The following is a 26995-nucleotide window of genomic DNA, read 5'->3' as shown; positions in this document are numbered from 1 at the left end:
GAGATCCCTTCAGCCTTTCAATGCGCGATGGAACACGCGCGACAGACGCTCCGCGAAGGCACGCGGGTCTTCTGGCTTGTCGCCGTCGAGAACACGGGCCTGGTCGAGCAGCAATTTTGCCGCATCCTCGCGAAACTCCCTGTCCTCCGCGGGATAGGCGGCAAGGGCTGCGATGAGCGCATGGCCGGGGTTGATCTCGAGGACCGGTTTTGGCGCGCCTTCGTTGCGCCCGGCGCCCTGGAGCATCTTTTGAAGCTGGCGGTCCGGACCGTGCTCGGCCGCAACCAGGCAGACTGCGCTTTCCGTCAACCGGTCGGAAGTTCTGACATCGGAGACCGCCTCGCCAAGCGTCGCCTTTGTGAAGTTCACGAATTCGGTCACGGACGCGCTTGCCTCGGGCGAGGGGGCGGCCCCATCTTCCCGCTTCGCAACATCAGCAAGGTCCGCAGCACCCTGCGTGATCGATTTTAACGGCTTGCCCTCGAAATCGGGCGCCGTGGTCACCCAGAAGCTGTCGACCGGGTCCGTCAAGAGCAGCACTTCGATGCCGCGGGCGCGGAAACCCTCGAGCTGCGGCGAGGCTTTCAACTGGGCGAGGTTGTCGCCCGTCAGATAGTAGATCGCGCTCTGACCTTCCTTCATGTCCCTGACATAGTCGCTCAAGGCGCGCGGCTTCTCGTCGGAAGCGGTCGTGCGGAAGCGCGAAAGCGCCAGAAGCTGGCTTCGCCGTTCGAAGTCCTCGTAGATACCTTCCTTGATGACGCTGCCGAAGTTGTCCCAGAGCTTCGCGAAGGTATCCGGCTCGTTCTCCGCGAGCTTCTCGATGCTGGTCAGAATACGGTTCGTCAGCCCCTTGCGAATGCTGGCGAGCAAGGGGCTTTCCTGGATCATCTCGCGCGAGACGTTGAGCGGCAGGTCGGCCGTGTCGATGAGGCCACGCACGAAGCGCAGGTAGCGCGGCAGCAGCTCCGCCTCGTCGGTGATGAAGACGCGTTTCACATAGAGCTTCATCCTGCCCTTGCGATCGGGATCGAAAAGATCGAAGGGCTTGGAACCAGGAACGAAGGCAAGTGCGGTATACTCGTGCCGTCCTTCGGCGCGGAAATGGACCGTCAGCGCCGGTTCGTCATATTGGCCGGCGACGCCGCGGTAGAAATCCGTGTAATCCTCTTTGGAAATCTCGCTCTTCTGCTTCGTCCAGAGCGCTGTTCCGTCGGCGACCTGGGTGGGCTCGGCGCCGGGCTTCTCGACGACAGAGATCGGAACGGGGACGTGGCCCGACTGATCCTTGACGATGCGCTCGACCGTCCAGCGCGACGTGTAGATTTTGGCGTCGTCCATCAAATGCAGCGTAATGCGTGTGCCGCGTGCCGGCGCATCGGCAAGCTCCACGGCGGAAACCGTGTAGCTGCCCTTGCCGTCCGATGCCCAGTGCCAGGCCTTGTCGCTGCCGGCGCGGCGGGAGACGACGTCGACATTGTCTGCAACCATGAAGGCGGAATAGAAACCGACGCCGAACTGGCCGATGAGCTGTGCGCCGTCCTTGCCCTGCGCGGCTTCGATCCGCTCCATGAAGGCCCGTGTACCGGACCGGGCGATCGTGCCGAGGGATTCAACCAGTTCGTCACGGCTCATGCCGATGCCGTTGTCCTCGACGATGAGGCGGCGGTTGTCTTCGTCGAGGGTCAGCGTAATGCGCGGCGAAGCATCGCTGCCGAGCAGTTCGGGTGCCACGATCGCCTCGTAACGAAGCTTCTCGCAGGCATCCGCCGCGTTCGAAATCAGTTCGCGCAGAAAGACGTTCTTGTCGGAATAGACTGAGTGCACCATCAGGTGCAGAAGTTTCGCCACATCGGCTTCGAAGACATGTTTCTCTACGGACATTTCGACTTCACTCATCGCGCTTGCTGACCTCCTTGATTTGTTGCTCCCAATTGGCAAGTGGAGCTTGGAATTTCAAGGGCCGTCTTGCAGCGGCCTCACTCGGGTGCGAAGCTATCGCGCAGATGGCTGCGGCGGGCGTGTTTTTATCCTTAAATCGGCTAGGATTTAAGGAAATATGCAGTAGCGGTCTGACATGATGGAAGCGCTCCTCGTCTTCAATGCCGGCTCATCCAGCCTGAAGTTCCAGATCTTCGACATCGCCGATGATCGGCTGGAGCGCCGGATTCGCGGGAAGATCGACGGCATCGGGAGGCGCCCGCACCTCAAGGCGACGACGGCCGACGGCGCCGAGCTCGTCGGGCGCAGCTTCGACGCGGCAGCCGTTCCCGATCTTCCTGCCGCGATCGCCGAGGCCCGGGACTGGCTCCTGGCGCTCGAGGGCGTCGAGCTACGGGCGATCGGTCACCGCGTCGTGCACGGCGGTTCCGAGTATGTCGGGCCCGTCCTGATCGATGCGACCGTGCTCGACCGGTTGGCGCACTACCAGGATCTCGCACCTCTGCATCAGCCGAACAATCTGGCGCCGATCCGCCTTGCCATGGAGATCAACCCGGAGGTGCCGCAGGTCGCATGCTTCGACACTTCCTTTCATCATGGCCGCGCCGAACACACGGATTGTTACGCCCTGCCGCGCGCCTTCTATGATCAAGGCGTGCGACGCTACGGCTTTCATGGGCTTTCCTACGAATACGTCGCCGAGCGGCTGTGCGAAGTGGCACCGGAGGTGGCGCGGGGAAGGGTCATCATCGCACATCTTGGAAGCGGCGCTTCGATGTGCGCCCTGCGAGACGGGCGGAGCATCGAGACGACAATGGGTTTCACTGCGCTCGACGGCCTGCCGATGGGAACGCGCCCGGGTCAACTCGACCCGGGCATCGTGCTCTACCTGATCACCGAGAAGGGCATGAGCGTCGCAGCGGTCTCCGACCTTCTTTACCACGACGCCGGATTAAAGGGGCTCTCCGGCATCTCGAACGACATGCGCGAGCTCTTGGCGAGCGACGATCCGCGCGCTTCCTTTGCGATTGCCCATTTCGTACATCGCTGCCGACTTCACGCAGGGCTGCTCGCGGCCGCGCTTGGCGGCATCGATGCCTTCGTCTTTACCGCGGGTGTCGGCGAGAACTCCGCTTCGATCCGCGCCCGCATCGCCGAAGGGCTTGCCTGGCTTGGCGCGGAGCTCGATGCGGCGGCGAACGAGGCGGGCGCTGCAGTGATCTCTACGACGAGGAGCCGCATCGCGCTTCACGTCATTCCGACCGACGAGGAGTTGATGATCGCGCGCCATACGCTTGCACTGATCAGCAGCCACGCGGACTGATCGGCTGGCGTGGCACCGGCCTCAGATGTTGCCCATGCAGAGATATTTCATCTCGAGGTAATCCTCGAGGCCGTGGCGCGACCCTTCGCGGCCGATCCCGGACTGCTTGATCCCGCCGAAGGGCGCGGCCTCCGAAGACATGCGCCCCGTATTGATACCGACCATGCCGTATTCCAGCGCTTCGGCCACATGCCAGACCCGCTTCAGGTTCTCGGCATAGAAATAAGCAGCGAGGCCGTAGATCGTGTCATTCGCCTCTGCCACCACCTGCTCGGCGCTTTCAAAGCGGATGATCGGAGCGATCGGCCCGAACGTTTCTTCCTGTGCAACCCGCATGTCATGCGAGATGCCGGTAAGCACGGTCGGTTCGAAGAAGGTGCCCTTCCTCCCGGACCGGTTGCCGCCGCAGCGCACTTCGGCACCCTTGGCGATCGCGTCGGCGACATGCGCCTCGATCTTCTCGATGGCATGCCCATCGATCATCGGGCCGATGGTCACGCCGGGGGAGAAGCCATCGCCCACATGGAGCTCACGCACGCGGGCGACGAATTTCTCGGCGAAGACGTCGTGAACTGCGGATTGCACGTAGATCCGGTTTGCCGAAACGCAGGTCTGGCCGGCATTGCGAAACTTCGCCTGGATAGCACCGTCCACCGCCTCGTCAATGTCGGCGTCGTCGAAGACGATGAAGGGCGCATTGCCGCCGAGTTCCAGGCTCACCTTCTTGATCTGGTCGGAGCACTGCCGCATCAACAGGCGGCCGACCTCTGTCGAGCCGGTGAAGCTGATCTTGCGCACTTTGGGATTGCTGCAGAGTTCGCGGCCGATCGGGGCGCCTTCGGAAGCATAGAGAATATTGACGACGCCGTCCGGGAAGCCCGCCTTTTCGGCGAGCACGAACATGGCGCCGGCGACAAGCGGCGTCTGCTCCGCCGGCTTCAGAACGATCGCGCAGCCGGCGGCAAGCGCCGGCGAGATTTTGCGGGCGACCATCGACGCCGGAAAATTCCATGGGGTGATGGTGCCGACGACGCCGACCGGCTGTTTGATCACCAGCATGCGGCGATCGTTCGCTGGCGCCGGGAAGGTCTCACCGTAGACGCGCTTTGCTTCCTCTGCGTACCACTCGACGTAAGAGGCGGCATGCAGAACCTCGCCCTTCGCCTCGCCGAGCGGCTTTCCCATTTCGGCCGTCAGGATGGCGGCGAGATCGTCGGCGTGCTCGACGATCAGATCGTGCCAGCGACGCAGGATCGCGCTCCGCTCCCTGGCGGGCATGCCCGCCCAAAGGGATTGCGCCCGGGCGGCTGCGGCTATCGCAGCATGCGCCTCCTCGATCCCCATGTCGGGAAGTGTCGCCAGCAATTCGCCCGTCGATGGGTTGAAGACGTCGAAGGTCGCGCCGGCCCACTTGTCAACGGGTTGCGTCACGCGGTCGAGCGAGGCGAACAGCTCCACTGCGCGAATATGCTTGGTCAGTGCGGGCGTCAAGGTCATGGAGCGTCCTCCCGCGATGGCTGCCGCGGCGACAAGCCTCGCTTCTTCGTTTGTTTGGGCGCAAGGCCGGCGCCCGAGCCTCTGCGGCCTTTCTAAGACCCGACGGCGCTGGAGCCGGACGACCGCGTTAGCGGCCGCCCGGCTTGCCGTCAACCGCGCGCTTCGAGGATCGATGCCTCGATAATGTCGAGCGCCTCGGCGAAGACCTCGTCCTCAATCGTGATCGGCGCCAGGAAGCGGATAACGTTGCCGTGGACGCCGCAGGTGAGCAGGATCAGGCCCTTTTCCAGGGCGATGAGGCGGACCTTGTTGGCGAAGTCGGCACTCGGCACGTTCGTCTTCATGTCGTTGAATTCGACCGCGTTCATGAAACCCGGGCCGCGGATGTCGGCGATCTCCGGCGCCTTCTCACGGATTGCCGCGAGGCGCTGCTTCAGCCGGTTGCCGAGCTGGTTCGCCCGCTCGCACAGCTTTTCCTCCTCGATCACGTCGAGGACCGCATGAGCCGCGGCGATGCCGATCGGATTGCCGCCATAGGTGCCGCCGAGGCCGCCCGGTCCCGGTGCGTCCATGACCTCGGCGCGGCCGGTCACGGCGGCAAGCGGGAAGCCACCGGCCAGGCTCTTTGCCATCGTCATCAGATCCGGAGCGACATCATGGTGCTCCATCGCGAAGAGCTTGCCGGTGCGGGCAAAGCCGGTCTGCACCTCGTCGGCAATCAGCAGGATACCATGCTGGTCGCAGATTTCGCGGAGCGCCTTCATGAAGGTCGTCGGAGCCGGATAGAAGCCGCCTTCGCCCTGGACCGGCTCGATGATAATCGCGGCGACGCGGGCAGGATCGACGTCGGCGGCAAAGAGCTTCTTGAGTGCCGCCAGCGACTGTTCGACGCTGACGCCGTGAAGCTCGATCGGGAAGGGGGCATGGAAGACGTCGGCCGGCATGGCACCGAAACCGACCTTGTAGGGCACGACCTTGCCGGTCAGCGCCATGCCCATGAAGGTGCGGCCGTGAAAGCCGCCGCCAAACGCGATGATTGCCTGACGGCCCGTCGCGGCACGGGCGAGCTTGACGGCGTTTTCGACGGCTTCGGCGCCGGTCGTGACGAAGATCGTCTTCTTCGCGAAGTTGCCGGGCGCAAGCGCGTTCAGGCGCTCGGCCAAATGCACATAGTTCTCGTAGGGGACGACCTGATGGCAGGTGTGGGTGAAGCGGTCGAGCTGCGCCTTGACGGCGGCGATCACCTTCGGGTGGCGGTGACCGGTATTGACGACGGCGATGCCGGAGGCGAAGTCGATGTAGCGCTTGCCTTCCTTGTCCCAGATCTCGGCATTTTCCGCGCGATCGGCGTAAATCTGCGTGGTCATTCCCACGCCGCGGGATATGGCTGCGTTCTTGCGGTCGGTCAGGCTGGTCATCGTCGTCGTCCTGGCTACGAGGGAATATATTGCATTTTTTCTGCAACTTTTCTCCGGAAGTGGTACATCTTCTGGAATGGAATGCAAATCAAATTTGCTGATCGAGACACCACCGAGGCTGATGGCCACCTTCTTGTAAATCGACGAGGCGCGGGTAGATTGCCGGCAGCATTCGAGGGCACGCTGTCGCGTCGGAGTGGCAGAACGAGGACATGAACGGATGAGCGGTGCTGACAACGTACGCTACAAGGTTGCCGAGGCGGCGAGGCTCGCCGGCGTCTCGGCGTCGACGTTGCGGCTGTGGGAATCGCAGGGGCTCGTCGTCCCGGAGCGTTCCGCCACCGGCCATCGACAATACAGCGAGGCCGATCTTGCACGGTTGAAGCGCATCTCCTGGTTTCGCACCGAACGCGGCCTCAATCCGGCCGCGATACGGGAGGCGCTGGACGCGGAGAGCGCGGCGAATGACGATAACGGCTCGGCCACGTCGATAGAGAATAATGCCGACCTGCAGGTCGGCCGGAAGCTGCGAAACCTGAGACACGCCGCGGGCAAGACGCTGGAGCAGGTGGCTGGCGAGATCGGCATTGCCGCGTCGGTTCTCTCTACGTTGGAGCGGACGTCACAGGGCGTCTCCGTCGCAGTTCTGCATAACCTCGCCGAGTATTTCGGAACGACGGTCTCAAGCCTCTCCGGCGAAGTGGAGCCTCGTGCGAGAGCACTTGTCAGGGCCGGCGAGTGGCGTAACTGGCCGCGCACGACGCCGGGTGTGACGGTTCAGCTCCTTGCGGAAGGGAAGAACCAGATGGACTGCCACCGCTTCGTGCTGGCGCCCGGCGCATCGAGCGAGGGGGCCTACCGGCACGAGGGTGAGGAATTCGTCTACGTGCTCTCCGGCCGTGTCGAGTTCGTTCTCGACGGTGATCAGTTCTACGATCTCCATCCGGGCGATTCCCTCTACTTCGAGAGCCGTCGCCGTCACGCCTGGTCGAACAGGCATGACGGCGAGACCGTTCTGCTCTGGATCAACACGCCGCCGACTTTTTAGCAAGCTAAACAGAGGCATTCGGCAAAGAATTAGATTAGAATATTCGCATCAGATCTCGCGTTCTGTGATGTATTGCCAATATTCATGCAACCAAAGAGGCGATTCGGACCATTAATCCAAATCGGCTTTGATCTCAGCATGGTATTGCACGGTCGACACACTGCCATTTCAACAGCGGCCCACGGGGTAATCTTGCGACAGCCGCGCCAAAGTTTGGCCCGATTCGGCCATACAGTCGCGTGGCCGCCCTTAACTATTCTTTCACTTACATAATCCTGGCTCTAACCAAGGAACGCTCAGCGGGGCCTGCGGCAAGGATCATACCTGTCGGGGGACTGATCTGTCAGGACGGTATCCCGCGAAGGTTGAACTTGGGAGGGATGCTCATGGGGATTGCGCGGGACCGGCAATTGGACGGGCTCAGAGCCGTCGCTGTCAGCTTGGTGCTCTATGCGCATTTCTTTGCAGCCGATGGTTCGCACTTGGGCCATATCGGCGTGCGGCTGTTCTTTGTATTGAGCGGGTTCCTGATAACGCGGCTGCTTCTCGATGCGCGCGACGCTGCCGGCTTCGAACCGGCAACTGCACTCAAATCCTTTTATGCGCGCCGGGCGCTGCGTATATTTCCCCCGTATTTTGCCATCTTGGGCCTCGTGTGGCTGACCGGATTGGAGAGCTCCAAAGAAGTGCTGGCGTGGCATGCGCTTTACCTCTCTAACTTCTGGTACGCGCTGCAGAACGAGTGGAGCCCGTGGGTTCTCTGTCATACCTGGAGCCTGAGCATCGAGGAGCAGTTCTATATCGTCTGGCCCTTGATCATTCTCATCGCCCCGCGGCGCTCGATTGCTCGAATTTGCGTAGGCGTCATCCTATGCTCGATTGCCTATCGATTTTACTGGCCCCTGACCGGGACACCCTCCCTCGCGCGCGACCTGCTGCCGCCGGCGTCGATGGATGCGCTGGCAGCCGGCGGCTTTCTGGCCGCCCACCGCTGCAAGGGCGAGGCATGGCCGCAATGGGCGCAGCGAAGCTGTATTCCGCTTTTAGCGGTCTCCTTGGTCCTGCTGTGGCTGCGGCCCATGGCGAAGGCGCCGCTTGTGGACTGGCTCGCCTGGATTGCGCTCGAAGTCTTCCCGCTCGTCCCCCTGACGATGCTGGTGGGCAACTGCTCGCGCGGGATCGGCGGTTATCTCGGTCGCCTGATTGGATCCGGTCCGCTCACAGCGCTCGGCCGCGTCAGCTATGGCGTCTATCTTTATCATGCGATCGTCCTGGCATTCGTCGTCGAGGCGCAGAGCTCGATTCCCGTCAATGTCTCCGAGCAGGGACTCGGGCGGCTTTTCGTTGCAGGCGCCGGCACCTTGATCGTGGCGTCGATTTCCTGGCTTGCCTTCGAAAAGCCGCTCAACGCGCTGAAGCGGCACTTTCCTTACATTCGCCCAGGAGGCGATGAGGCCGCCACAGGACGGCGGGACGAGGAGCTTACGCCTTACCTCGGGCCGCTGGTCGACCGCAGCAATGCCCTTCAGATATCGGATGTTTCAATGAACGTAAGCCGAGCCATGCCGAAGCCATTGGTGTCCGTCCTGCTGCCCGTCTACAACGGCGAACCCTATCTCGCTCCTGCGCTCGAAAGCATTCTGCGCCAGGATTATCGCCGCCTCGAGATCATCGCAATCGACGATGGTTCGACCGATCGCTCGCTCGAGATTCTCGACCGCTATCGGAAGGCCGATAGCCGTATCTCCGTTCGTTCTCGGGAAAATCGCGGCCTCATCACGACCCTGAACGAGGGACTGGCGCTTGCGAGCGGCGACCTGGTGGCACGAATGGATGCCGATGACATCTCGTATTCAACGCGCTTTTCGCGGCAGGTGGCGCTTTTCCTGGAGCAGCCTCGTCTCGCCATGTGCGGCACCGGCGTCGATACTCTGATCGGCGATCGCATCGTCCGAGGCAAGCCCAGTCCGATCTACCGGCCGGGCAGCATGCGGGTCCTTTCGATGTTTTTCACGATCTTCATTCACTCCACCGTGGTCTTCAACCGAAGACTAATCCCGGAGGAGATGCTCATATACGACGGCGCTTATCCACACGCGGAAGATTTCGATCTGTTCCGACGGGTTGCCGATCGGTTTCCCGCGACGATGATCGATGAAGCCCTGGTTGCCTATCGAATCCATGGCGACAGCGTCACCAGCAGACACCAGCGGCAGATGCGTCAGACGCATCTGAAGATCGTCGCCGAAAATCTTGAACGAGAAGGCCTTTTCGATGACGCAAGCTCGCTTCGCGAGCTAGGCGTCGTGGCATCAAAGGAAACGATCCGCGTCGCTGCGGAGTTCATTCTCTCGCTGGAGAGGAAGATCGCCTCTTGTCCGCCTGAGACACGCCAGGCTTACGAGGATGGCATGCTTTGCTTCTTCTACTTCCTCTACCAACTCATCGCTGACGAGAAGCGGCCAGAGCTGACGCACGATTTTCTGACGCGAACGGGGAAATGGAATCTCATTCGGCGCCGCGAGCGATATGGCCTCTTCGTCGGCTCTCGCGCGCCCTGGTGCAGCCGCCTTTCGCTTGCTGCGACAAGAAGGGTCGATGCGCTGGCGCGCTACCTGCAGTCCGTGCCGGCCGCAAGCGTGCTTCCCCAGAATGGGGTGGTGTGAGATGACGGGCGAAAGTCTAGAGAGGGAAAGGGTGCACCCTGATGCGGCGGCGGGGTCCATGGCTATCCCGTCGAGCTCTGGCGGTGCCCGCCCTTTCGCGACCTTCATCGTCTGCACGCACAATCGCGTCCGGGCGCTTCAGGCCTGCATCCGATCGATAGAGCGCGCCTGTACCGCCCACGCCTCCATTACAAGCGAGCTCGTGGTCGTCGACAACGGCTCTACCGATGGCACACCGGACGAGCTCATCCGTATCGCCGCCGCGTCGCCCATCGCGATCACACGCGTCACCGAGCCGCGCCCGGGGCTTGCTGCGGCACGCAATGCCGGCCTGGAGCAGGCCCGGGGCCGAATCCTTGTCTTCATCGACGATGATTGCGAGGTCGATAGCAGCTATCTCGCTGACCTGAAGCGCCACTACGCAAATGGCGAAATGCGCGTCATCCGCGGGGGTCGCGTCGAACTTGGCAGTCCATCCGATTTGCCCTTCACGATCAAACGGTCGAGGGTCGCGGCGCAGCTGACCCGCGACGTTCACCCCGGCGGTTTCGTGCTTGGCTGCAACATGAGCATGCATCGCGACGTCGCGGCTCTGGTCGGTCCCTTCGACGAGCGCTTCGGAGCCGGCGCGCCGCTGCAATCGGCTGAGGACACGGACTATCTCGTGCGCGCTTTCGAGCTCGGCATTGCGGTCGAGTATGTTCCTGACATGGTCGTCCACCATCACCATGGACGGCGCACCCGTGCGGCCATCGAAAAGCTTCACCGCAGCTATAGCCTTGGCAATGGCGGGCTTTGCTTGAAGCACCTCTTCGGAGCGCCGTGGCTTATCAGGCACTTTTGCTGGACCGTCAGATCCGCCTGCACACAGGCTTTCGGCGGCGCGAGGTTCGATCCAGAACTCCGACTGTCGCATTGGCCGATCGTTTCGATGAATCTACTCGGCGCCGTAAAGTTCATGTGCCTTGCTGCAACCAGTCGATTACTCGCGGATCGGCCGACACCGGTTCAAGCAGACAGCACAAGAGCTGAAAAAGAAAATATGAGGGCCGCCATGTTGCGATTCCTGTTGCCCGGCTTGCATGTCTTGCGTGACGCGCTGGGACCGCAATTGCGCCTTCTTCCGGTGGTCGTCGTTCTGGGCCTCGCCAGCGCTGCGCTCGAAGGCGCCGGAATCGGGCTTATAATCCCGATGCTCAGCATTATCGCTGGGGACGGACAGGCTGGGGGCTTGAGCGGAATTTCCGCATTCTTTCAGCAAATGGGGCAGGGGCTGAACGACGGCACACGATTGCTTGCGATAGCCGCAGCTGTCCTTTCCCTGATCACACTCAAGAATGTTCTGGCCTTTGCGAATACGCTGCTCACCAACTTCATCTACGGCAAGGCGAGCCACGCCATCCGAAGCGCGCTCTCTGATCAGCTCTTGAGGATCGGCTATCCTTTCTTCATGCAGCAAAATCCGGGCCGCCTGCTGAACATCATCTCCAACGAATCATGGCGCGCCTCCGACGCCATACAGACGGTGCTCGCTTCGATCGTGCACGGCTCCGCAACCGTGATCCTGATGGCCTTCCTGTTGCTCCTCTCCTGGCAGATGACGCTTTTCGTGGCGCTCGGCCTTGTTCTCGTTCAGCTTGCGCATGCGGCCCTTTCGGCCACGCTCAAACGCCCGAGCCGCGACGTGACATCTTTCAATAGCGAACTCGCCGGGAGGATGCTGCACTTGGTGCATGCGGGGCGGCTCATCCGTGTGTTCGGTCAGGAGCAGCGCGAGAAGAACGCCTTCGACGCCGCATCGGAAGCCGTGCGTCGCGCCGGATTTGTGCTCCAGACACGCCAAGGCGTCCTGCCACCGCTGACAGAGGTGCTCCATTCGGCCCTCTTTCTCGCGGCGGTGGTGAGTGCCTGGTTCGTCGGGGTGAGCTTTCCCGTGATCGTCGCTTTCGTCATCCTGCTCTACCGCCTGCAGCCGCACGTGCGTGCGCTGCAGATGTCCTGGAGCCAGATCCAGGGGTGGAGCGGCTCGCTCGAGGAGGTGCGATGGCTTCTGGATTCTTCCGACAAACCGAAGCCTCCGACGGGCAGCGAGCCGTTTGAGGGCTTGCGACGGGCCATCCAGTTCGACCGGGTGACATTCCGATATCCAGGCTCTGAGGAACGCCCCATCGTGTTGCGTTCCGCGGGCTTCCAGATCCATCATGGCCGGTCGACGGCAATCATCGGCCGCTCGGGCGCCGGCAAGACCACCATCGTCAATCTGCTTTGCCGTTTCGTGGAGCCGGATGAGGGACGCATTCTCGTCGATGGCGTGCCGCTCGATGAAATCGATCCCGTCCAGTGGCGGCGGCAAATCGCCGTCGCCAGCCAGGATCTGGAACTGGTTGACGGAAGCATTCTGGAAAACATCACCTACGGTCAGAGCGCTACGTTTGCGGAAGTGGAGCGAGCCGCGAAGCTGGCGGAGGCGCACAGCTTCATCGAAAAACTGCCGCAAGGCTACGAGACGGTCGTCGGCTACAGGGGAGCGAGCCTCTCGGCGGGACAACGGCAGCGGATCGCGCTCGCGCGGGCGCTGGTGCGCGACCCGGCGATCCTGATCCTGGACGAGGCGACGAATGCCGTCGACGGTCTGTCGGAAGCGGCAATCGTCGAGACGTTGAAATCGAGAGCGGGCCGCCGCACAACGGTCGTGATCAGCCATCACCGCAGCACGATTTCGTTTTGCGACGATGTCGTGGTTCTCGGCTCAGGCCGCGTGAAAAGTCAGATGCGCCTGGCGGAAGTGGCCTCGCTCAGCATGGATCAGCTCTACGAGCACGAGATACATATGGAGAGGCAAGGCTAGCCGGCGAAACGCCAACGCGATGCGCCTGCCCGGTTGCGACAACAACGTGCCTGTGACCCGACGAACTACGCGGCTGCGTAGCGCTTCGCCATTTCCGGCAGCCTCAGTACCCGGATCTTCGATGCTTGGCCGGCGGAGCGGAAGGCCTGGAAGCGTTCCTTGCAGACCTCCGTCATGCGGGCGATTGCCGGCTTCAGGTAGTTGCGCGGGTCGAAATTGTCCGGATGCTCGAGATGGTGCTTGCGGATTTCGCCGGTGAAGGCGAGGCGAAGATCGGTATCGATATTGACCTTGCGGACGCCGAGCGGAATCGCCTTTTGGATTTCCGAGACCGGCACGCCCCAGGTCTTTTTCATCTTGCCGCCATGGGCGTTGAAAAGTTCCTGGAGATCGGCCGGCACGGTCGACGACCCGTGCATAACGAGATGCGTGTTCGGGAGCCGCCTATTGATCTTGGCGATCGTCTCGATCGAGAGAATCTCGCCGTCCGGCTCACGCGTGAACTTGTAGGCGCCGTGGCTCGTGCCGATCGCGACCGCGAGAGCATCGACGCCCGTCTTGGTGACGAAGTCGAGGGCCTGGTCGGGGTCCGTCAACAGCTCCTCGCGCGTGAGCTTGCCTTCGAAACCGTGCCCGTCTTCCTTATCGCCGGCACCCGTTTCGAGATTGCCGAGGCAGCCGAGCTCGCCCTCGACAGAGACGCCCGCCGCATGAGCGATCTTCACGACCTCCGCGGTGACGGCGACGTTGTATTCATAGCTCGCGACGGTCTTGCCGTCTCTCTCCAGCGAGCCGTCCATCATCACGGAGGTAAAGCCGTTGGTGATGGCCGAGATGCAGGTCGACGGCTGGTCGCCATGGTCGAGATGGAGACAGACCGGGATGTGCGGATACTCCTCCGCGGCGCCGAGAATCAGGTGACGCAGGAAAGCATCGCCCGCATAGGCGCGCGCGCCGCGGCTCGCCTGCAGGATAACGGGAGAATCGGTCGCATCCGCGGCCTTCATGACGGCCTGGATGTATTCGAGATTGTTCACATTGAAGGCTGGCAGCGCGTAATTGTTTTCCGCTGCATGGTCGAGCAGTTGCCGCAATGTGATCAATGCCATTCGAAATCTCCCTGATGCTAGACGCCCACTCCAGGCGCCACGATGAAGCGGTCGAAGCCGCCGTCGGATGAGGCCCCTTCGCCGCCCTTTGCACACGCGTATGGGCGTGCTCCACTGCCCCCGAAAACGGCGTTCCGGACCCAAGTCAAGCGCACAATAATTGATGCAGACCTTTTGGCAACCGGGCCTGGATGCGCCACGTGCACTTGATGAACGTGCTTCAGAGGAATTGCTGTGGATGAAAAAACGATCCCGTCAAAAATCACCGCTTTCGCTTTCTGGTTGGTGATGGCGACCTGGGGAAGAGGCGCGAGAGAGGCAGCCTTCCGGCGAAGCTCCATGCCACCGACCGGCGCAAATCTGTTCCTCGTCAAGCAACGCGGCTGCAGAGATGTGCAAGCCAAGTTCGCAAAAAGATTGCGAAAGAAATGGCAAATTTTTCCGCGTATTACGTAAAGTGCCGCTTCCCTTCATGAAGTTTGCATGACAACGCCGCGGCTGTGCCACGGCCGCCATGCGTTCCCCCTGGGAAAAAACATCTAAAACGTTGCAGTTGGCAGCGGGCGGCGCATAATTCCGTTCAGCCGCGCATCGTCACGAGGCGGCAGGATTCGTCGCAACGGAGCCACAACCTTTGCGATAATCAGAATTTCGTTTTATAAAGGAGGGTGCAGGAATCGCCTTGCCTTTCCCGCGAAATTGCACTTCTCTCCTGCGATCAACCACACTCAAATCGAGGGGAAGGAGAAGAAAAATGGCTTCACTGAAACTCAATCTCAGCACCGCCGCGCTCATTGGCTCGCTGCTCATCGGCGCAAGTCCGGCGCTCGCGGAGGCCGTGCTTCATCGCGGCAATGCCGGCGAGCCGCAGACGCTCGACCAGGCGCACACCTCGATCAACATCGAGGAGTTCATCCTCAAGGACCTCTATGAAGGCCTGACGATCTACGACGCCGCTGGCAAGATCGTACCCGGTGTCGCCGAAACCTGGGAGCTTTCGGACGACGGTACCGTCTACACCTTCAAGCTGCGTGCCGATGCCAAGTGGTCCGACGGCTCGCCTGTGACCGCCGAGGATTTCGCCTTCTCGTTCCGCCGCGTCGAGGACCCGAAGACGGCCGCCGAATACGCCAACATCCTTTACCCGATCAAGAATGCGGAAAAGGTCAACAAGGGCGAACTGCCGCTCGAGCAGCTCGGCGTCAAGGCCGTCGACGAAAAGACGCTCGAAGTCACCCTAGAGCGCCCGACGCCCTTCTTTCTTGAATTGCTCGCCCACCAGACGGCGCTGCCGGTCAGCAAGGCGAGCGTCGAAAAGAATGGCGCGGATTTCGTCAAGCCGGGCGTCATGGTTTCGAACGGTGCTTTCCGGCTGACGGCGCATGTGCCGAACGACAGCCTGACGGTCGAGAAGAACACGAACTATTGGGATGCTGCCAACGTCAAGCTCGACAAGGTGATCTTTTACCCGATCGACGACCAGGCGGCCTCGGTGCGTCGCTTCGAAGCGAAGGAAATGGACCTCGTCTACAACTTTTCTGCTGACCAGATCGAGCGGCTGCGCAAGTCCTACGGTGACCAGGTCCACGTCTCACCGACCCTTGCAACCTACTATTACGCTTTCGACACGCGTCAGGAGCCCTATAGCGATGTTCGCGTTCGCCGGGCGCTCTCGATGGCAGTCGATCGCGACTTCCTCGCCAAGGAAATCTACAGCGGCTCGCAGCTTCCGTCCTACTCGATGGTGCCGCCGGGCATCGAAAGCTATGGTGAACCCGCCAAGGCCGATTTCGCCGAGATGTCGCAGCTCGACCGCGAAGACAAGGCGATCGAGCTGATGAAGGAAGCCGGCTACGGCGAGGGCGGCAAGCCGCTGAACATCGAAATCCGCTACAACACCAACCCGAACCATGAGCGCGTTGCAACCGCTGTAGCGGACATGTGGAAGAATACCTTCGGCGCCAAGGTCTCGCTCGTGAACCTCGACGTGTCGTCGCATTACGCCTATCTGCAGGAAGGCGGCAAGTTCAACGTCGCGCGCGCCGGGTGGGTCGCCGACTATGCCGATGCGGAGAACTTCCTTGCGCTCAGCGTCAGCACCAACAAGACCTTCAACTATGGCCACTTCGAAAACGCCGAGTACGACGCGTTGATGAAGAAGTCCTATGAAGAACAGGATCCGGCGGCCCGCTCGAAGATCCTGCACGAGGCGGAAGCGCTGCTGATGAAGGAACAGCCGATCGCACCGTTCCTCACCCAGGCTGACCTGTGGCTCGTTTCGGATCGCGTTAAAGGCTGGCAGGACAACTCGCCGAACGCGCACCTGAGCAAGTTCCTGAGCGTCGCCGAATAACGAACTGAGACGACGCGCGGGCTCCCGCGCGTCGCCTCCGGAGCACGTCCATGATCTCCTTCATCCTTCGCCGATTGGCGAGTGCGGTGCCGACGCTGTTTATCGTCGTCACCATTTCCTTCTTCCTGATGCGCTTTGCCCCAGGTGGCCCCTTCAATCTCGAGCGTCCTCTCCCTCCCGCCACGATGGAGAACCTGATGAGGACCTACCACCTCGATCAGCCGCTCTGGCGCCAATACGTCACCTATCTCAGCAATGCGGTGACCGGCGACTTCGGCCCGAGTTACATCTACCATGACAACAATGTCGCGCAGTTGATCGGCAAGGGGCTGCCCTATTCGATGGAGCTCGGCTTCTACGCCTTGATATTGGCCGTCATCGGCGGCGTCATTGCCGGCACGATCGCCGCGCTCAGGCAGAACAGTTTCCTCGATTTCGCGGTCATGTCGATCTCGACGGTTGGCGTCACCGTACCGAACTTCGTCGTCGGCCCCGTGTTGACGCTCATCTTCGCGATCATGCTTTCCTGGCTGCCCGCCGGCGGCTGGGGCGACGGATCGTTCCGCTTCCTGATTCTGCCGATGATCGCCCTCGCTCTTCCGCAGCTCGCCGTCTTCGCCAGGCTTACGCGCGGCTCTATGATCGAGGCGCTCAACACCGACCATATCCGCACCGCGAAGGCCTATGGCCTGCCGTCCCGCGTCGTCGTGGTGACGCATGCGATGCGCGGCGCGCTGCTGCCCGTCGTCTCTTATCTTGCGCCTTGCGCGGCAGCACTTTTGACCGGTTCGGCCGTGGTGGAGACGATCTTTACCATTCCCGGCGTCGGACGCTATTTCGTTCTCGGCGCGATCAACCGTGACTACACGCTGGTGATGGGCACCGTGATCCTCATCGCCATCTTCGTCATCGTCTTCAATCTTTTGGTCGATATTCTCTACGGCCTGCTCGATCCGAGGGTCCGCCATGACTGATATCGTCCAGGCACCGGCCGCCTCGCCGGAAACCAAGGGCCGCAGCCTCTTCCAGCTCGCAGCGATCCGCTTCCGCCGCAACCGTGCCGCCATGGCCGGCTGCGTCATGCTGGCGCTGATCGCGCTCTTCTCGTTCGTGGGTCCGTGGTTCTCGCCGCACACCTACGATCAGGTCTTCCCCTCCTATGTCTCGATCAGCCCGAGCCTCGAGCCCCGGCCGGACACGTCGACGCTGCAGGATGTGATGGAGGGTGTCGCGACCCGCGCGCGCGTGACGTTGACGGAATTCAATGTCGAGGGCGAAACCTTCACCGCCACCGTGACGTCGGACCAGCCGATCGACCCGCGTGCCACGCGCTATTTCGACCGGGCAAACGAGTTCGAGAACACCAAGGTGCTCGCGACCGAGGACGACGGCCGCACACTGAAGGTCGAAGGGCAAGTGGACCGCGAATATTTCCCCTTCGGCACGGATTCCAACGGCCGCGACCTGCTCGTCCGCGTCATGCTCGGCGGGCAGATCTCGATTGCCGTCGGTCTGCTCGCAAGCCTCGTCTCTCTCGGCATCGGCGTCGTCTACGGAGCGACATCCGGCTATATCGGCGGGCGCGTCGACAACGTCATGATGCGTCTCGTCGAGATCCTCTATTCGTTGCCCTTCGTCTTCCTCGTCGTGGTGCTCGTCGTCTTCTTCGGCCGCAGCTTCATCCTGATCTTCCTGGTGATCGGCGCGGTCGAATGGCTGGACATGGCGCGTATCGTCCGTGGCCAGACGCTGGCTCTTAAGCGGCGCGAGTTCGTCGGCGCCGCGCAAGCGCTCGGTCTCACCGACTGGCAGATCATCCGCCGGCATATCATTCCGAACACGATCGGTCCGGTGATCGTCTTCGTCACCGTCGTCGTGCCGAAGGTCATCCTGCTCGAAAGCTTCCTGTCCTTCCTCGGCCTCGGCGTGCAGGCGCCGCTCACAAGTTGGGGGGCGCTGATCTCGGAAGGTGCAAACAACATCCAGTCGGCGCCGTGGCTCTTGATTTTCCCGGCCATCTTCTTCGTCGTCACGCTGTTCTCGCTGAATTTCGTCGGCGACGGCCTGCGCGATGCGCTCGACCCGAAGGACCGCTGACATGACAGAGATGAAGGACTCCATTCTCGCCGTGCGCGGCCTCAAGGTGGATTTTTCGACGCCGGACGGCACGGTCGAGGCGGTCAAGAGCATCGATCTCGATGTCCGTTCCGGCGAAACGCTGGCGGTGGTCGGCGAATCTGGTTCCGGCAAGAGCCAGACCATGATGGGCATCATGGGGCTGCTCGCGAAGAACGGCACGGTCACCGGTTCGGCCCGCTATCGCGGCAAGGAGCTCATCGGGCTTTCGCCGAAGAGACTGAACAGCGTGCGCGGCTCGAAGATCACCATGATCTTTCAGGAGCCGATGACGTCGCTCGATCCGCTTTACACGATCGGCCGGCAGATCGCGGAGCCGATCGTCCATCACCGCGGCGGCACGTTCAAGGAGGCGAGGAAGCGCGTGCTCGAGCTCCTGGAACTCGTCGGCATTCCGGAACCCGGCCGGCGGATCGACAGCTATCCGCACGAGCTTTCCGGCGGCCAGCGCCAGCGCGTCATGATAGCCATGGCGCTCGCCAACGAGCCGGACATCCTCATTGCCGACGAGCCGACCACGGCGCTCGACGTAACGATCCAGGCGCAGATCCTCGATCTCTTGAAATCGCTGCAGAAGCGCTTCGGCATGGCGATCGTGCTCATCACGCACGACCTCGGCATCGTCAAGCACTTCGCCGATCGCGTCGCGGTGATGCGCCGGGGCGAGGTCGTGGAGCAGGGGACGACGGCCGAGATCTTCGAGCGGCCGAAGGCGGACTATACGAAGATGCTGCTTGCCGCCGAGCCAAGCGGGCACAAGGCGCCGCCCGCCGATCGCGCGCCGATCATCCTCGAAGGCCGCGACGTTGCCGTCGACTATACGATCCCCGGCGGACTGTTCCGCGGAGCGTCGACCGTCTTCCGCGCGGTCGACGGCGTCAATCTGCGCCTGAAGCAGGGTCAGACGATCGGCATCGTCGGCGAGTCCGGTTCGGGCAAATCGACGCTCGGGCGGGCCCTGCTGCGGCTGCTGCCGAGCAGCGGCTACTACCGTTTCGGCACAACGGATATATCCGGCTTCGACCGCAGTGCGATGCGGCCCCTGCGCCGCGAACTCCAGCTCGTCTTCCAGGACCCTTACGGCTCGCTCTCGCCGCGCCGGACCGTCGGCGAGATCATCAGCGAAGGCCTCTACGTGCACGAGCCGGAGTTGAGCCGCGCCGAGCGCGATCGGCGTGCGATCGCGGCTCTGAAGGAGGTCGGCCTCGATCCCGCTTCGCGCAACCGCTATCCGCACGAATTCTCGGGTGGGCAGCGCCAGCGCATCGCGATCGCCCGCGCGATGATCCTGAAGCCGAAGGTGGTGATCCTCGACGAACCCACCTCGGCGCTCGACCGTTCGGTGCAAGGCCAGGTGATCGAGCTGCTGCGCGATCTGCAGATGAAGCACGGCCTCTCCTACATCTTCATCAGCCACGACCTCTCCGTAGTGAAGGCGATGTCGGACTACGTGATCGTGATGAAGAACGGCCGCATTGTCGAGGAAGGGGAGACGGACGCGATCTTCCAAGCGCCGAAGGAGGCCTACACGAAGACGCTGATCGGCGCTGCGTTCAACGTTTGAGGTGGTGGGGGTATCGACCGTTTTTGCCGGCGTTTGCCCGCATCCGTCCGCGGCGCCTTCTTTCCGCGTACGGTCGCGGCCGAGGAGGGGCCCCTGGGCCTCTCCACCAGCCTGTGAAGGGGAGCGGCTACTGCATGTCTCCTTAAAGCGACCTCGATTTAAGGACAAAGACATGCAGCAATTCAAAGTGCTACAGCGACCTTTGCGCGTCTGATAAGACGCGGCGCTGTAGGACGACTTGAAAACTCTCGACCTCAGAGGTCGATGTCTTTCAGCGCGTCGAGCGGGCCTGTGAGCGCGGTCCTTGGAGGCACGAGCTCCGGCTGGACCAAATGAATTTGCGGGGGGGGCCGCATTTCCTCGATCACTTCGAAGGCCTTGGCGATCATTCCCTCGACGTTTTGCCGGATCATGATGACGGGGAAGGGGAGGAACGAGGCGAAAGGATCGTAGTCGTAGCAGCCGACGACGAGATCGGCGAAATTGTCGTGCGGGTGCCCGGCCATGAAGCGCAGTAAGCCCTCGAAATTGATCGAGGAATTCACGAAAAGACCGCGGGGCAACTTGCCGTGTCGGGCGAAAAAGGCTTCGAAGGCTCTCCTTGCATTATTCGCCGCATAGCCGGTCGGTTGGATGCATTCGTCCGGATCACCGCCGAGCAGATCCTTTTTCACCGCGCGGAAGCCGCGGATCCGTTCATGGCTCGCATGGTCGTTACGGCCGCCGAACAGATAGAGATCGTTCGGCTGGAGCGGGCGGTCGGCCGGAAAGTGGCGTATGATGGCTTCGGTCAGTAACCGACCGCCCTCAAAATTGTCACTGATGACGGAGGGGACCTTCGTGCCGGGCAGGTCGATGTTGATGTGCTTCAGCCCCGCAGCATCGCAGACCTCGTGGACGCCGTCCGGATCGGTTGCGCCGCAGATGAACAGTTCGTCGATGGAATAGGAGATCAGCGTTTCCGCCGTCTTGCGCTCCTCGTCAGGATCGCGGCTGGCGCTGACGACGATCGGGCACTGGCCCTTGCTGCGCACATGCGCCTCGAAAGTCTGGGCGAGGGAAGAGAAATAGCGATTGTCGTGGACCGGCAAGAGCAGCCCGACGAGGCCGGAGCGCGAACTGCGCAATCCACGTGCCTGGCGGTTCGTCGTATACTGGTGGGTCTCGGCGAGATTGCGGATGAGTTCGGCGGTGCTTTCCTTGATGCGCCGTTTGCGCCAGGTGCCGTTCAGCACCGCGCTCACAGTTGAGGGCGAACTTCCCGAGAGCACCGACAGGTCGTAGATCGTCGCCTTTTTCTTGCTGCTGTTCGGCATGTGGCCCTCCCCAAATGTCTTAGAGCCGATTTCCGCTTGACGAAAGATTAAGTCTGCAGGATAGTCGTTGCACCATCGATTGTGCAAATGGAAATATCGATTGCGCAAATGCGATGGGTCGTCTGAGGAGGCGGCGGTAAGCGGCGGGAAATTCCCTTCTCGTCATGGAGGATGAAAACTGGAGGCCGGCGCCTGTGCGCCCGGGAGAGTTCCCCCTGCGGGAACCTGTGGAGGAGAGACATGATCAAGAGAATTCTTGCCGCCGCTCTAGCGGCATCGCTTTCGCTCGCCGGTGCCTTTTCCGTCGCGGCGCAGGAAACGCCCAAGGTTGGTGTCGTCGTCAAGATCGGCGGCATCCCGTGGTTCAACGCAATGGAAGCCGGGATCAAGGAACGCGGCGAGAAGCTCGGCCTCGACGCTTTCATGGTCGGACCGACGAGCGCTGACCCGGCACTGCAGGTTCGCGCGATCGAGGATCTGATCGCCCAGGGCGTGAAGGTCATCGGCGTAGTGCCCAACGATGCCAAGGTGCTGGAGCCGGTGCTGACGAAGGCCAAAGAGAAGGGCATCATTGTCATCACGCATGAATCGCCCAGTCAGAAGGGCGCGGACTGGGACTTCGAGCTCGCTTCGTCTCAGGGTTTCGGCGAGGCGCATGCCAAGCTCCTGGCGGACAAGATGGGCGGCAAGGGTGAATATGCGGTGTTCGTCGGTTCGCTGACCGTTCCGCTGCACAACGCCTGGGCAGACGCGGCAATTGCCTATCTCAAGAAGAACCATCCCGAGATGACCCTGGTCGGAGAACGCTACGGCGTTGCCGAGGACGTCGACAAGAGCCGCTCGACGGCCCTCGACCTCATCTCCGCTCACCCGAACCTCAAGGGCTTCCTCGCCTTCGGCAGCCAGGGTCCGATCGGCGCCGGCCGCGCTATCGAAGAACGCCGTAAGGTGGGTCAGATCTTCGTTCTCGGGCCCTTCTCGCCCGGACAAGGCCAGAAGCTCGTGAAGTCCGACGCCATCTCCGGAGGCTTCATGTGGAATCCGAAGCAGGCCGGCGAAGTCTTTGTAACGATGGCCGATAAGCTCCTCAAGGGCGAGGAGATCAAGGACGGTGATGAAATCGAAGGTCTTGGCGTCGTCCATCCAGACTTCGAAAACCGCAACATCATTGTGGACCAGCTCGTGCCGATCAACAAGGACACGGTCGCCGATCTCGCTGCGATGGGTCTCTAGACCGCAATGATTGCAGGTGGGAGGCCGCGCCGGGCATCCCATCCCAACGGGTTCTCCCGGCTGCTGGGCCGGCTCCGGCCGGCCTGGCAAGTCTCGCGAAACGAAGTACGACAGGCGCAGGGTCCATGCATCAGGCAACGAGCGCGACGGTAGGCGAAAAGCCGCTTCTGTCCCTTCGCAACATCAATATGACGTTTGGCGGCATCAAGGCGCTGAAGAATGTGAGCTTCGAGGTGCTCCCCGGTGAAGTGCATTGTCTCGCCGGCGAGAACGGTTGCGGCAAGAGCACGCTAATCAAAGTGATCACCGGCGTCTATCGCCCGGCGGATGGCGCAGTCATCGAATATGACGGCGAGACCTATTCGCACATGTCGCCAGTCACCGCGCAGGATCGCGGCATCCAGGTCATCTGGCAGGATCTGGCGCTGTTCCCGGAAATGAGCGTGGCCGAGAACATTGCCTTCCACGAGGTCGTCGGCCGCCGGCCGCGTCTCGTCGACTACGGACGCATCCGGCGGATCGCCATCGACGCGCTCGCCCGTCTCGGCGTCACGCTCGACGTCGAGCTGCCGCTCAAGGAATACGCGATCGCCCAGCGCCAAATCGTGGCGATCGCCCGGGCCCTGATCGGCGAGGCGAAGCTCGTCTTCATGGACGAGCCGACGGCATCGCTGACGCAGTCGGAGACCGATCATCTCCTTGACATTGTCCGCACTCTTTCCGTCTCCGGCGTCGCCGTCGTCTTCGTCAGCCACCGACTTGCCGAAGTTCTGGAGATTTCAAACCGCATCACGGTGCTGCGGGATGGCGCGCTGGTCGGCGTTTATGCCGCCGCCGGCATGACGCAGTCGCGCATTACCGAACTGATGACCGGCAAGACCTTCGATCAGCACGTCCGCGCACGCCCGCGGGACGATCAGCCGGTCGTGCTCGATGTAAGGGGACTGACGCGACCGGGCCAGTTCGAGAACATTTCGCTCACCGTCCGCCGCGGCGAAACGGTCGGAATCACCGGTCTTTTGGGGGCAGGGCGGACCGAGCTGGCGCTCGCCCTGTTCGGGATGCTGAAACCCGCCGCGGGCTCGATCCGCATCGAGGGCCGGGAGGTCCGCTTCGGCTCGAACCGCGACGCAATCAAGGCGGGTGTCGCCTATCTCTCAGAAGACCGTCTGTCGCTCGGGCTCATCCAGCCGCAGTCGATTGCCGACAACCTCGTGATCGCCTCGCTTCGCAAGATTCTCTCCGGCGGTCTGCTTTCCGACGATCGTAAGCGCGGCCTCGTTTCACGCTGGATCGCCGATCTCGGCGTCAGGATCGGCCGCCAGGCGGATGCGATATCGACGCTTTCCGGCGGCAACCAGCAGCGCGTCGCAATTGCGAAGTGGCTTGCTACCGATCCGAAGATCCTGATTCTCGATTGCCCCACCGTCGGCGTCGACGTCGGCGCCCGTGCCGGCATCTTCGACATTGTTGCCAAGCTCGCCGAGAGCGGCCTGGCGATCATCCTCATCTCGGACGAGGTGCCTGAGGTCTATTTCAACGCCGACAGGGTCCTGCATATGGCGCAGGGCCGCATCGTCGGCAGCTATGATCCGCGCCAGACGCGTCTGGAAGACATCGAGGCGGCCGTCTATGCGTAGCTTGATCCGCACTCACGCGACCGAGTTCTCCTTGCTGGCGGTGATCGTCGCCATCAGCACCGTGCTTTCCTTCGCCACGGCGAACTTCTTCTCGCTCGGCAATGCCTTCGACCTCCTGAACATCAGCGCCGTCAACATCATCTTCGCGGTCGGGCTACTGGTGGTGCTGATCGCCGGCGGCATCGACATCTCCTTTGCGGTCGCCGCTTCCGTCGTCCAATACTGTACGGCGATCGCGCTCGGCTGGATCGGCGGCGGCGGTTGGGTTTCCGGACTCCTGATCGCCGGCTCGCTCGGCATCCTGCTTGGCTGCGTCAATGCCTTCCTGATCCACCGCTTCCGGATCATCTCGATCGTTGCGACGATCTCCACGTTCAACATTTACTTCGGGCTACTGATGTTCTTCACCAGAGGCGTGTCGATCTACAACCTGCCCGACTGGCTGACCGACCGGGTCATTCTTTTCGAGCATGAAATGCCGAACGGAACCTGGATCGAAATCACGCTGCCGGTTCTCGTCATGGTGATTTGCGTCGTGGCGACCTGGGCGCTGATCACCCGCACCACGATCGGACGGCAGCTCTATGCCTTCGGCGACAATCCGGAAGGGGCGCGCCGCTTCGGCATCAATATCGGCGCCATGCAGTTCATCGCCTTCGGCTGGCTCGGCCTGATGGCCGGCATCGGTGGTCTCATCCAAGCGCACTATGCGCAGGAGGTGGTGCCGAACGCGCTTTACGGACGCGAACTCGACGTGCTTGCCGCGGTCGTTTTGGGCGGAGCCCGCCTTGGTGGCGGCAAAGGTTCAGTGCTCGGCTGCATTCTCGGCGTGCTCTTGATCTCGATCACCCAGAACGGCCTCAACTTGATGGGCGTCTCGCCCTTCGCCTTCAAGATGATCGTCGGCGCCATCATCCTGATCGCCATCACGCTCTCCAACACCCGGATCGAGCGTCTGCTGCCGTTCGTCGGCCAGAAAGGAGGGGGACGGTGACCGCGATCCTCGAACGCGTCAAAGCTGCTCTCGGACCCGAAATGGCAGGCCCCGGCCTCGCCTTCGTGGCCGTCGTGCTCGTCTTCGGCATCGCCTCGCCGCAGTTCCTGAGTGCCGCGACCTTCGGTTCTGTAGCTTTCCAACTCCCGGAACTGGGACTCCTGACGCTCGCCATGCTGCTGCCGATCCTGACCGGCGGCCTAAACCTCGCAATCACGTTTACGGCGAATATTGCCGGACTGACGGTCGCCTGGATCCTGAAGGCGAACGGCGGCGTAGACGCCGGCCTCGGCATCTTTATCGTTGCCTGCCTGCTCGCCCTCATGGTCGGTGCGGCGAGCGGAGCCGTAATGGGCTTGGTAATCGCCTTCACCCGCGCACACCCGATTCTCGTGTCCTTGTCGATGATGATCTTCCTGCGGGGGCTCGGCGAGTTCCTGACACGCGGCGGCGATGTCTCCGGCTTTCCGCCGTTTATGGGCGTGATCGGCCACGGTTCGATCGCCGGAATCCCCGTGCCGCTGATCGTCTTCATCGCATGCGTGCTCGCCTGGCACGTGCTTCTCGGCCGTACCAAGCTCGGCTTCAACACTTATATGATCGGCTCCAACCTCGAGGCGACCCGCTATTCCGGCATCAACACCCGCAAGGCGATCGTGCTCATCTACACGCTCTCCGGCGTCATGTGTGCGGTCGCCGGCATCATCATGCTGGCGCGATTTAATTCAGTGCGCATCGGCCACGGTGAATCCTACCTGCTGATCACCGTGCTGGCTTGCTTCCTGGGAGGCGTCAATCCGTTCGGCGGCTTCGGCCGGGTCATCCCGGTCTTCGTGGCCCTCGTGGTGCTACAGCTTCTCTCGTCCGGCCTCAATCTCATTGGAGCCAACCAGCATCTCGCGACTGCCGTCTGGGGCATCCTGCTTGTCGGCGTGATGATTCTTCGTTGGGTGGCAACCAGGATCAAGATTTCAATTGTCAGAAGAGGATCATGACCATGCAGGGTTTTGGCGTCCATACGAGCATGTGGACCATGAACTGGGACCGGGGAGGGGCCGAACGGGCGGTGGCGGCCGCGGTCAAATACGAGGTCGACTTCATCGAGATCCCGATGCTCAACCCGCCTGCGGTCGACACGGAGCACACCCGTGCACTGCTCGAGAAAAACCGCCTGCGCGCGCTCTGCTCGCTCGGTCTGCCGGAGCGTGCGTGGGCGTCGGTGCGACCGGACGCGGCGATCGACCATCTGAAGGTTGCGATCGACAAGACGGCCGATCTCGGCGGCGAAGCGCTTTCCGGCGTAATCTATGGCGGCATCGGCGAGCGCACCGGCGTGCCGCCTACCTTGGCGGAGTACGACAACATTGTCCGCGTGCTCGAGGCAGCGGCCAAGCATGCCAAGTCGCGCGGCATCGAACTCGGTGTCGAAGCCGTCAACCGCTATGAGAACCACCTGATCAACACCGGTTGGCAGGCGGTCAAGATGATAGAGCGGGTCGGCGCCGACAATATCTTCGTGCACCTCGACACCTACCACATGAACATCGAGGAGAAGGGCGTCGGCAAGGGCATTCTCGATGCGCGCGAGCACCTGAAATATATCCACCTGTCCGAAAGCGATCGCGGCACGCCGGGTTACGGCACCTGTGGCTGGGATGAGATTTTTTCCACCCTTGCGGCGATCGGCTTCAAGGGCGGTCTCGCCATGGAAAGCTTTATCAACATGCCGCCGGAAGTGGCCTATGGCCTTGCTGTTTGGCGCCCCGTTGCGAAGGACGAGGAAGAAGTGATGGGCAACGGCCTGCCGTTCCTGCGCAACAAGGCCAGACAGTATGGGCTGATCTGACCGGGGACGTTCCGCGAGAAGGCGTCCCGGCTCGCCCGGGAAGCCACGCGGTCGATCGAGGA

19 protein-coding genes and 2 pseudogenes are annotated in these 26995 nt (G+C 62.0%); 16 read left to right on the top strand and 5 right to left on the bottom strand.

The features are described 5' to 3' along the window. Window positions 1–9: 9 nt before the first annotated feature. Complete coding sequence (gene htpG, locus M728_RS21185) at window positions 10–1899, bottom strand: molecular chaperone HtpG (protein WP_026619782.1); 1890 nt, start codon at window positions 1897–1899, stop codon at window positions 10–12. Window positions 1900–2080: 181 nt separating this feature from the next. Here htpG and M728_RS21180 point away from each other — a divergent pair, with 181 nt between their 5' ends. Beyond that, a complete protein-coding gene (locus M728_RS21180) occupies window positions 2081–3265 on the top strand; it encodes an acetate/propionate family kinase (protein ID WP_026619783.1) in 1185 nt (394 codons plus the stop codon). Between the two features lie 21 nt (window positions 3266–3286). Here the strand turns inward: M728_RS21180 and M728_RS21175 are convergent, their stop codons facing one another. Continuing rightward, window positions 3287–4762: an NAD-dependent succinate-semialdehyde dehydrogenase gene (locus M728_RS21175; protein ID WP_026619784.1), complete on the bottom strand. Its 1476-nt coding sequence runs from the start codon at window positions 4760–4762 to the stop codon at window positions 3287–3289. Window positions 4763–4911: 149 nt separating this feature from the next. Further along, window positions 4912–6180 carry a 4-aminobutyrate--2-oxoglutarate transaminase gene (locus tag M728_RS21170; protein WP_026619785.1) on the bottom strand — a complete coding sequence of 423 codons (1269 nt, stop codon included), beginning with the start codon at window positions 6178–6180 and terminating at the stop codon, window positions 4912–4914. Between the two features lie 220 nt (window positions 6181–6400). On the opposite strand from M728_RS21170, the gene M728_RS21165 reads away from it, so the two are divergent. The 5 genes and pseudogenes from M728_RS21165 to M728_RS21145 all read left to right on the top strand — a co-directional run bounded on the left by M728_RS21165 (window position 6401) and on the right by M728_RS21145 (window position 12742). After that, window positions 6401–7228, top strand: a complete 828-nt coding sequence (locus tag M728_RS21165; RefSeq protein WP_026619786.1) for a MerR family transcriptional regulator — start codon at window positions 6401–6403, stop codon at window positions 7226–7228. 386 nt (window positions 7229–7614) lie between these two features. Further along, window positions 7615–8718 (top strand): annotated as a pseudogene (locus M728_RS21160) (acyltransferase family protein); the annotation flags it as partial. A 72-nt stretch (window positions 8719–8790) separates the two neighbouring features. Continuing rightward, entirely contained in the window at window positions 8791–9894 is a 1104-nt protein-coding gene (locus M728_RS21155; RefSeq protein WP_084044376.1) for a glycosyltransferase, read from the top strand. 58 nt (window positions 9895–9952) lie between these two features. Further along, window positions 9953–10876: pseudogene (locus M728_RS21150) on the top strand (glycosyltransferase family 2 protein); the annotation flags it as partial. A 72-nt stretch (window positions 10877–10948) separates the two neighbouring features. Continuing rightward, complete coding sequence (locus M728_RS21145) at window positions 10949–12742, top strand: ABC transporter ATP-binding protein (RefSeq protein ID WP_026619787.1); 1794 nt, start codon at window positions 10949–10951, stop codon at window positions 12740–12742. Window positions 12743–12807: 65 nt separating this feature from the next. Here M728_RS21145 and fba read toward each other — a convergent pair whose 3' ends face one another. Then, the gene (gene fba, locus M728_RS21140) at window positions 12808–13851 is read right to left on the bottom strand and encodes a class II fructose-bisphosphate aldolase (protein WP_026619788.1); all 1044 of its coding nucleotides are present in this window, start codon (window positions 13849–13851) and stop codon (window positions 12808–12810) included. Window positions 13852–14085: 234 nt separating this feature from the next. On the opposite strand from fba, the gene M728_RS21135 reads away from it, so the two are divergent. The 5 genes from M728_RS21135 (at window position 14086) to M728_RS21115 (ending at window position 19904) form a co-directional block, all read left to right on the top strand. Then, on the top strand, window positions 14086–14307 hold the full coding sequence (locus tag M728_RS21135; RefSeq protein WP_156943377.1) for a hypothetical protein: 222 nt from the start codon (window positions 14086–14088) through the stop codon (window positions 14305–14307). 298 nt (window positions 14308–14605) lie between these two features. Continuing rightward, window positions 14606–16204, top strand: a complete 1599-nt coding sequence (locus M728_RS21130) for a peptide ABC transporter substrate-binding protein (RefSeq protein WP_026619790.1) — start codon at window positions 14606–14608, stop codon at window positions 16202–16204. Window positions 16205–16254: 50 nt separating this feature from the next. Continuing rightward, complete coding sequence (oppB, locus tag M728_RS21125) at window positions 16255–17178, top strand: oligopeptide ABC transporter permease OppB (protein WP_026619791.1); 924 nt, start codon at window positions 16255–16257, stop codon at window positions 17176–17178. Beyond that, complete coding sequence (locus tag M728_RS21120; RefSeq protein WP_026619792.1) at window positions 17171–18301, top strand: ABC transporter permease; 1131 nt, start codon at window positions 17171–17173, stop codon at window positions 18299–18301. Before oppB ends, M728_RS21120 begins: the two co-directional genes overlap by 8 nt. Window position 18302: 1 nt before the next feature. Beyond that, window positions 18303–19904 (top strand): ABC transporter ATP-binding protein, encoded by a 1602-nt coding sequence (locus tag M728_RS21115; RefSeq protein WP_026619793.1) that lies wholly within the window; start codon window positions 18303–18305, stop codon window positions 19902–19904. A gap of 254 nt (window positions 19905–20158) precedes the next feature. On the opposite strand, the gene M728_RS21110 is transcribed toward M728_RS21115, so the two are convergent. Beyond that, on the bottom strand, window positions 20159–21220 hold the full coding sequence (locus M728_RS21110) for a LacI family DNA-binding transcriptional regulator (RefSeq protein ID WP_026619794.1): 1062 nt from the start codon (window positions 21218–21220) through the stop codon (window positions 20159–20161). Window positions 21221–21460: 240 nt separating this feature from the next. Here M728_RS21110 and M728_RS21105 point away from each other — a divergent pair, with 240 nt between their 5' ends. The 5 genes from M728_RS21105 to M728_RS21085 all read left to right on the top strand — a co-directional run bounded on the left by M728_RS21105 (window position 21461) and on the right by M728_RS21085 (window position 26933). Continuing rightward, on the top strand, window positions 21461–22453 hold the full coding sequence (locus M728_RS21105) for an autoinducer 2 ABC transporter substrate-binding protein (protein ID WP_026619795.1): 993 nt from the start codon (window positions 21461–21463) through the stop codon (window positions 22451–22453). 125 nt (window positions 22454–22578) lie between these two features. Then, complete coding sequence (locus M728_RS21100) at window positions 22579–24093, top strand: sugar ABC transporter ATP-binding protein (protein WP_026619796.1); 1515 nt, start codon at window positions 22579–22581, stop codon at window positions 24091–24093. Beyond that, the gene (locus M728_RS21095) at window positions 24086–25087 is read left to right on the top strand and encodes an ABC transporter permease (protein ID WP_026619797.1); all 1002 of its coding nucleotides are present in this window, start codon (window positions 24086–24088) and stop codon (window positions 25085–25087) included. The genes M728_RS21100 and M728_RS21095 overlap by 8 nt, the downstream gene beginning before the upstream one ends. Continuing rightward, window positions 25084–26082: an ABC transporter permease gene (locus tag M728_RS21090; protein WP_026619798.1), complete on the top strand. Its 999-nt coding sequence runs from the start codon at window positions 25084–25086 to the stop codon at window positions 26080–26082. Before M728_RS21095 ends, M728_RS21090 begins: the two co-directional genes overlap by 4 nt. Before the next feature lie 2 nt (window positions 26083–26084). After that, window positions 26085–26933, top strand: coding sequence for a sugar phosphate isomerase/epimerase (locus M728_RS21085; RefSeq protein WP_026619799.1), 849 nt, complete (start codon window positions 26085–26087; stop codon window positions 26931–26933). Window positions 26934–26995: the final 62 nt, after the last annotated feature.

Origin of the sequence: Ensifer sp. WSM1721, from assembly GCF_000513895.2 — a bacterium.
Lineage (GTDB): Bacteria > Pseudomonadota > Alphaproteobacteria > Rhizobiales > Rhizobiaceae > Sinorhizobium.
The sequence above is the reverse complement of the archived record's forward strand: the minus strand, read 5'-3'. Positions and strand labels throughout refer to the sequence as shown.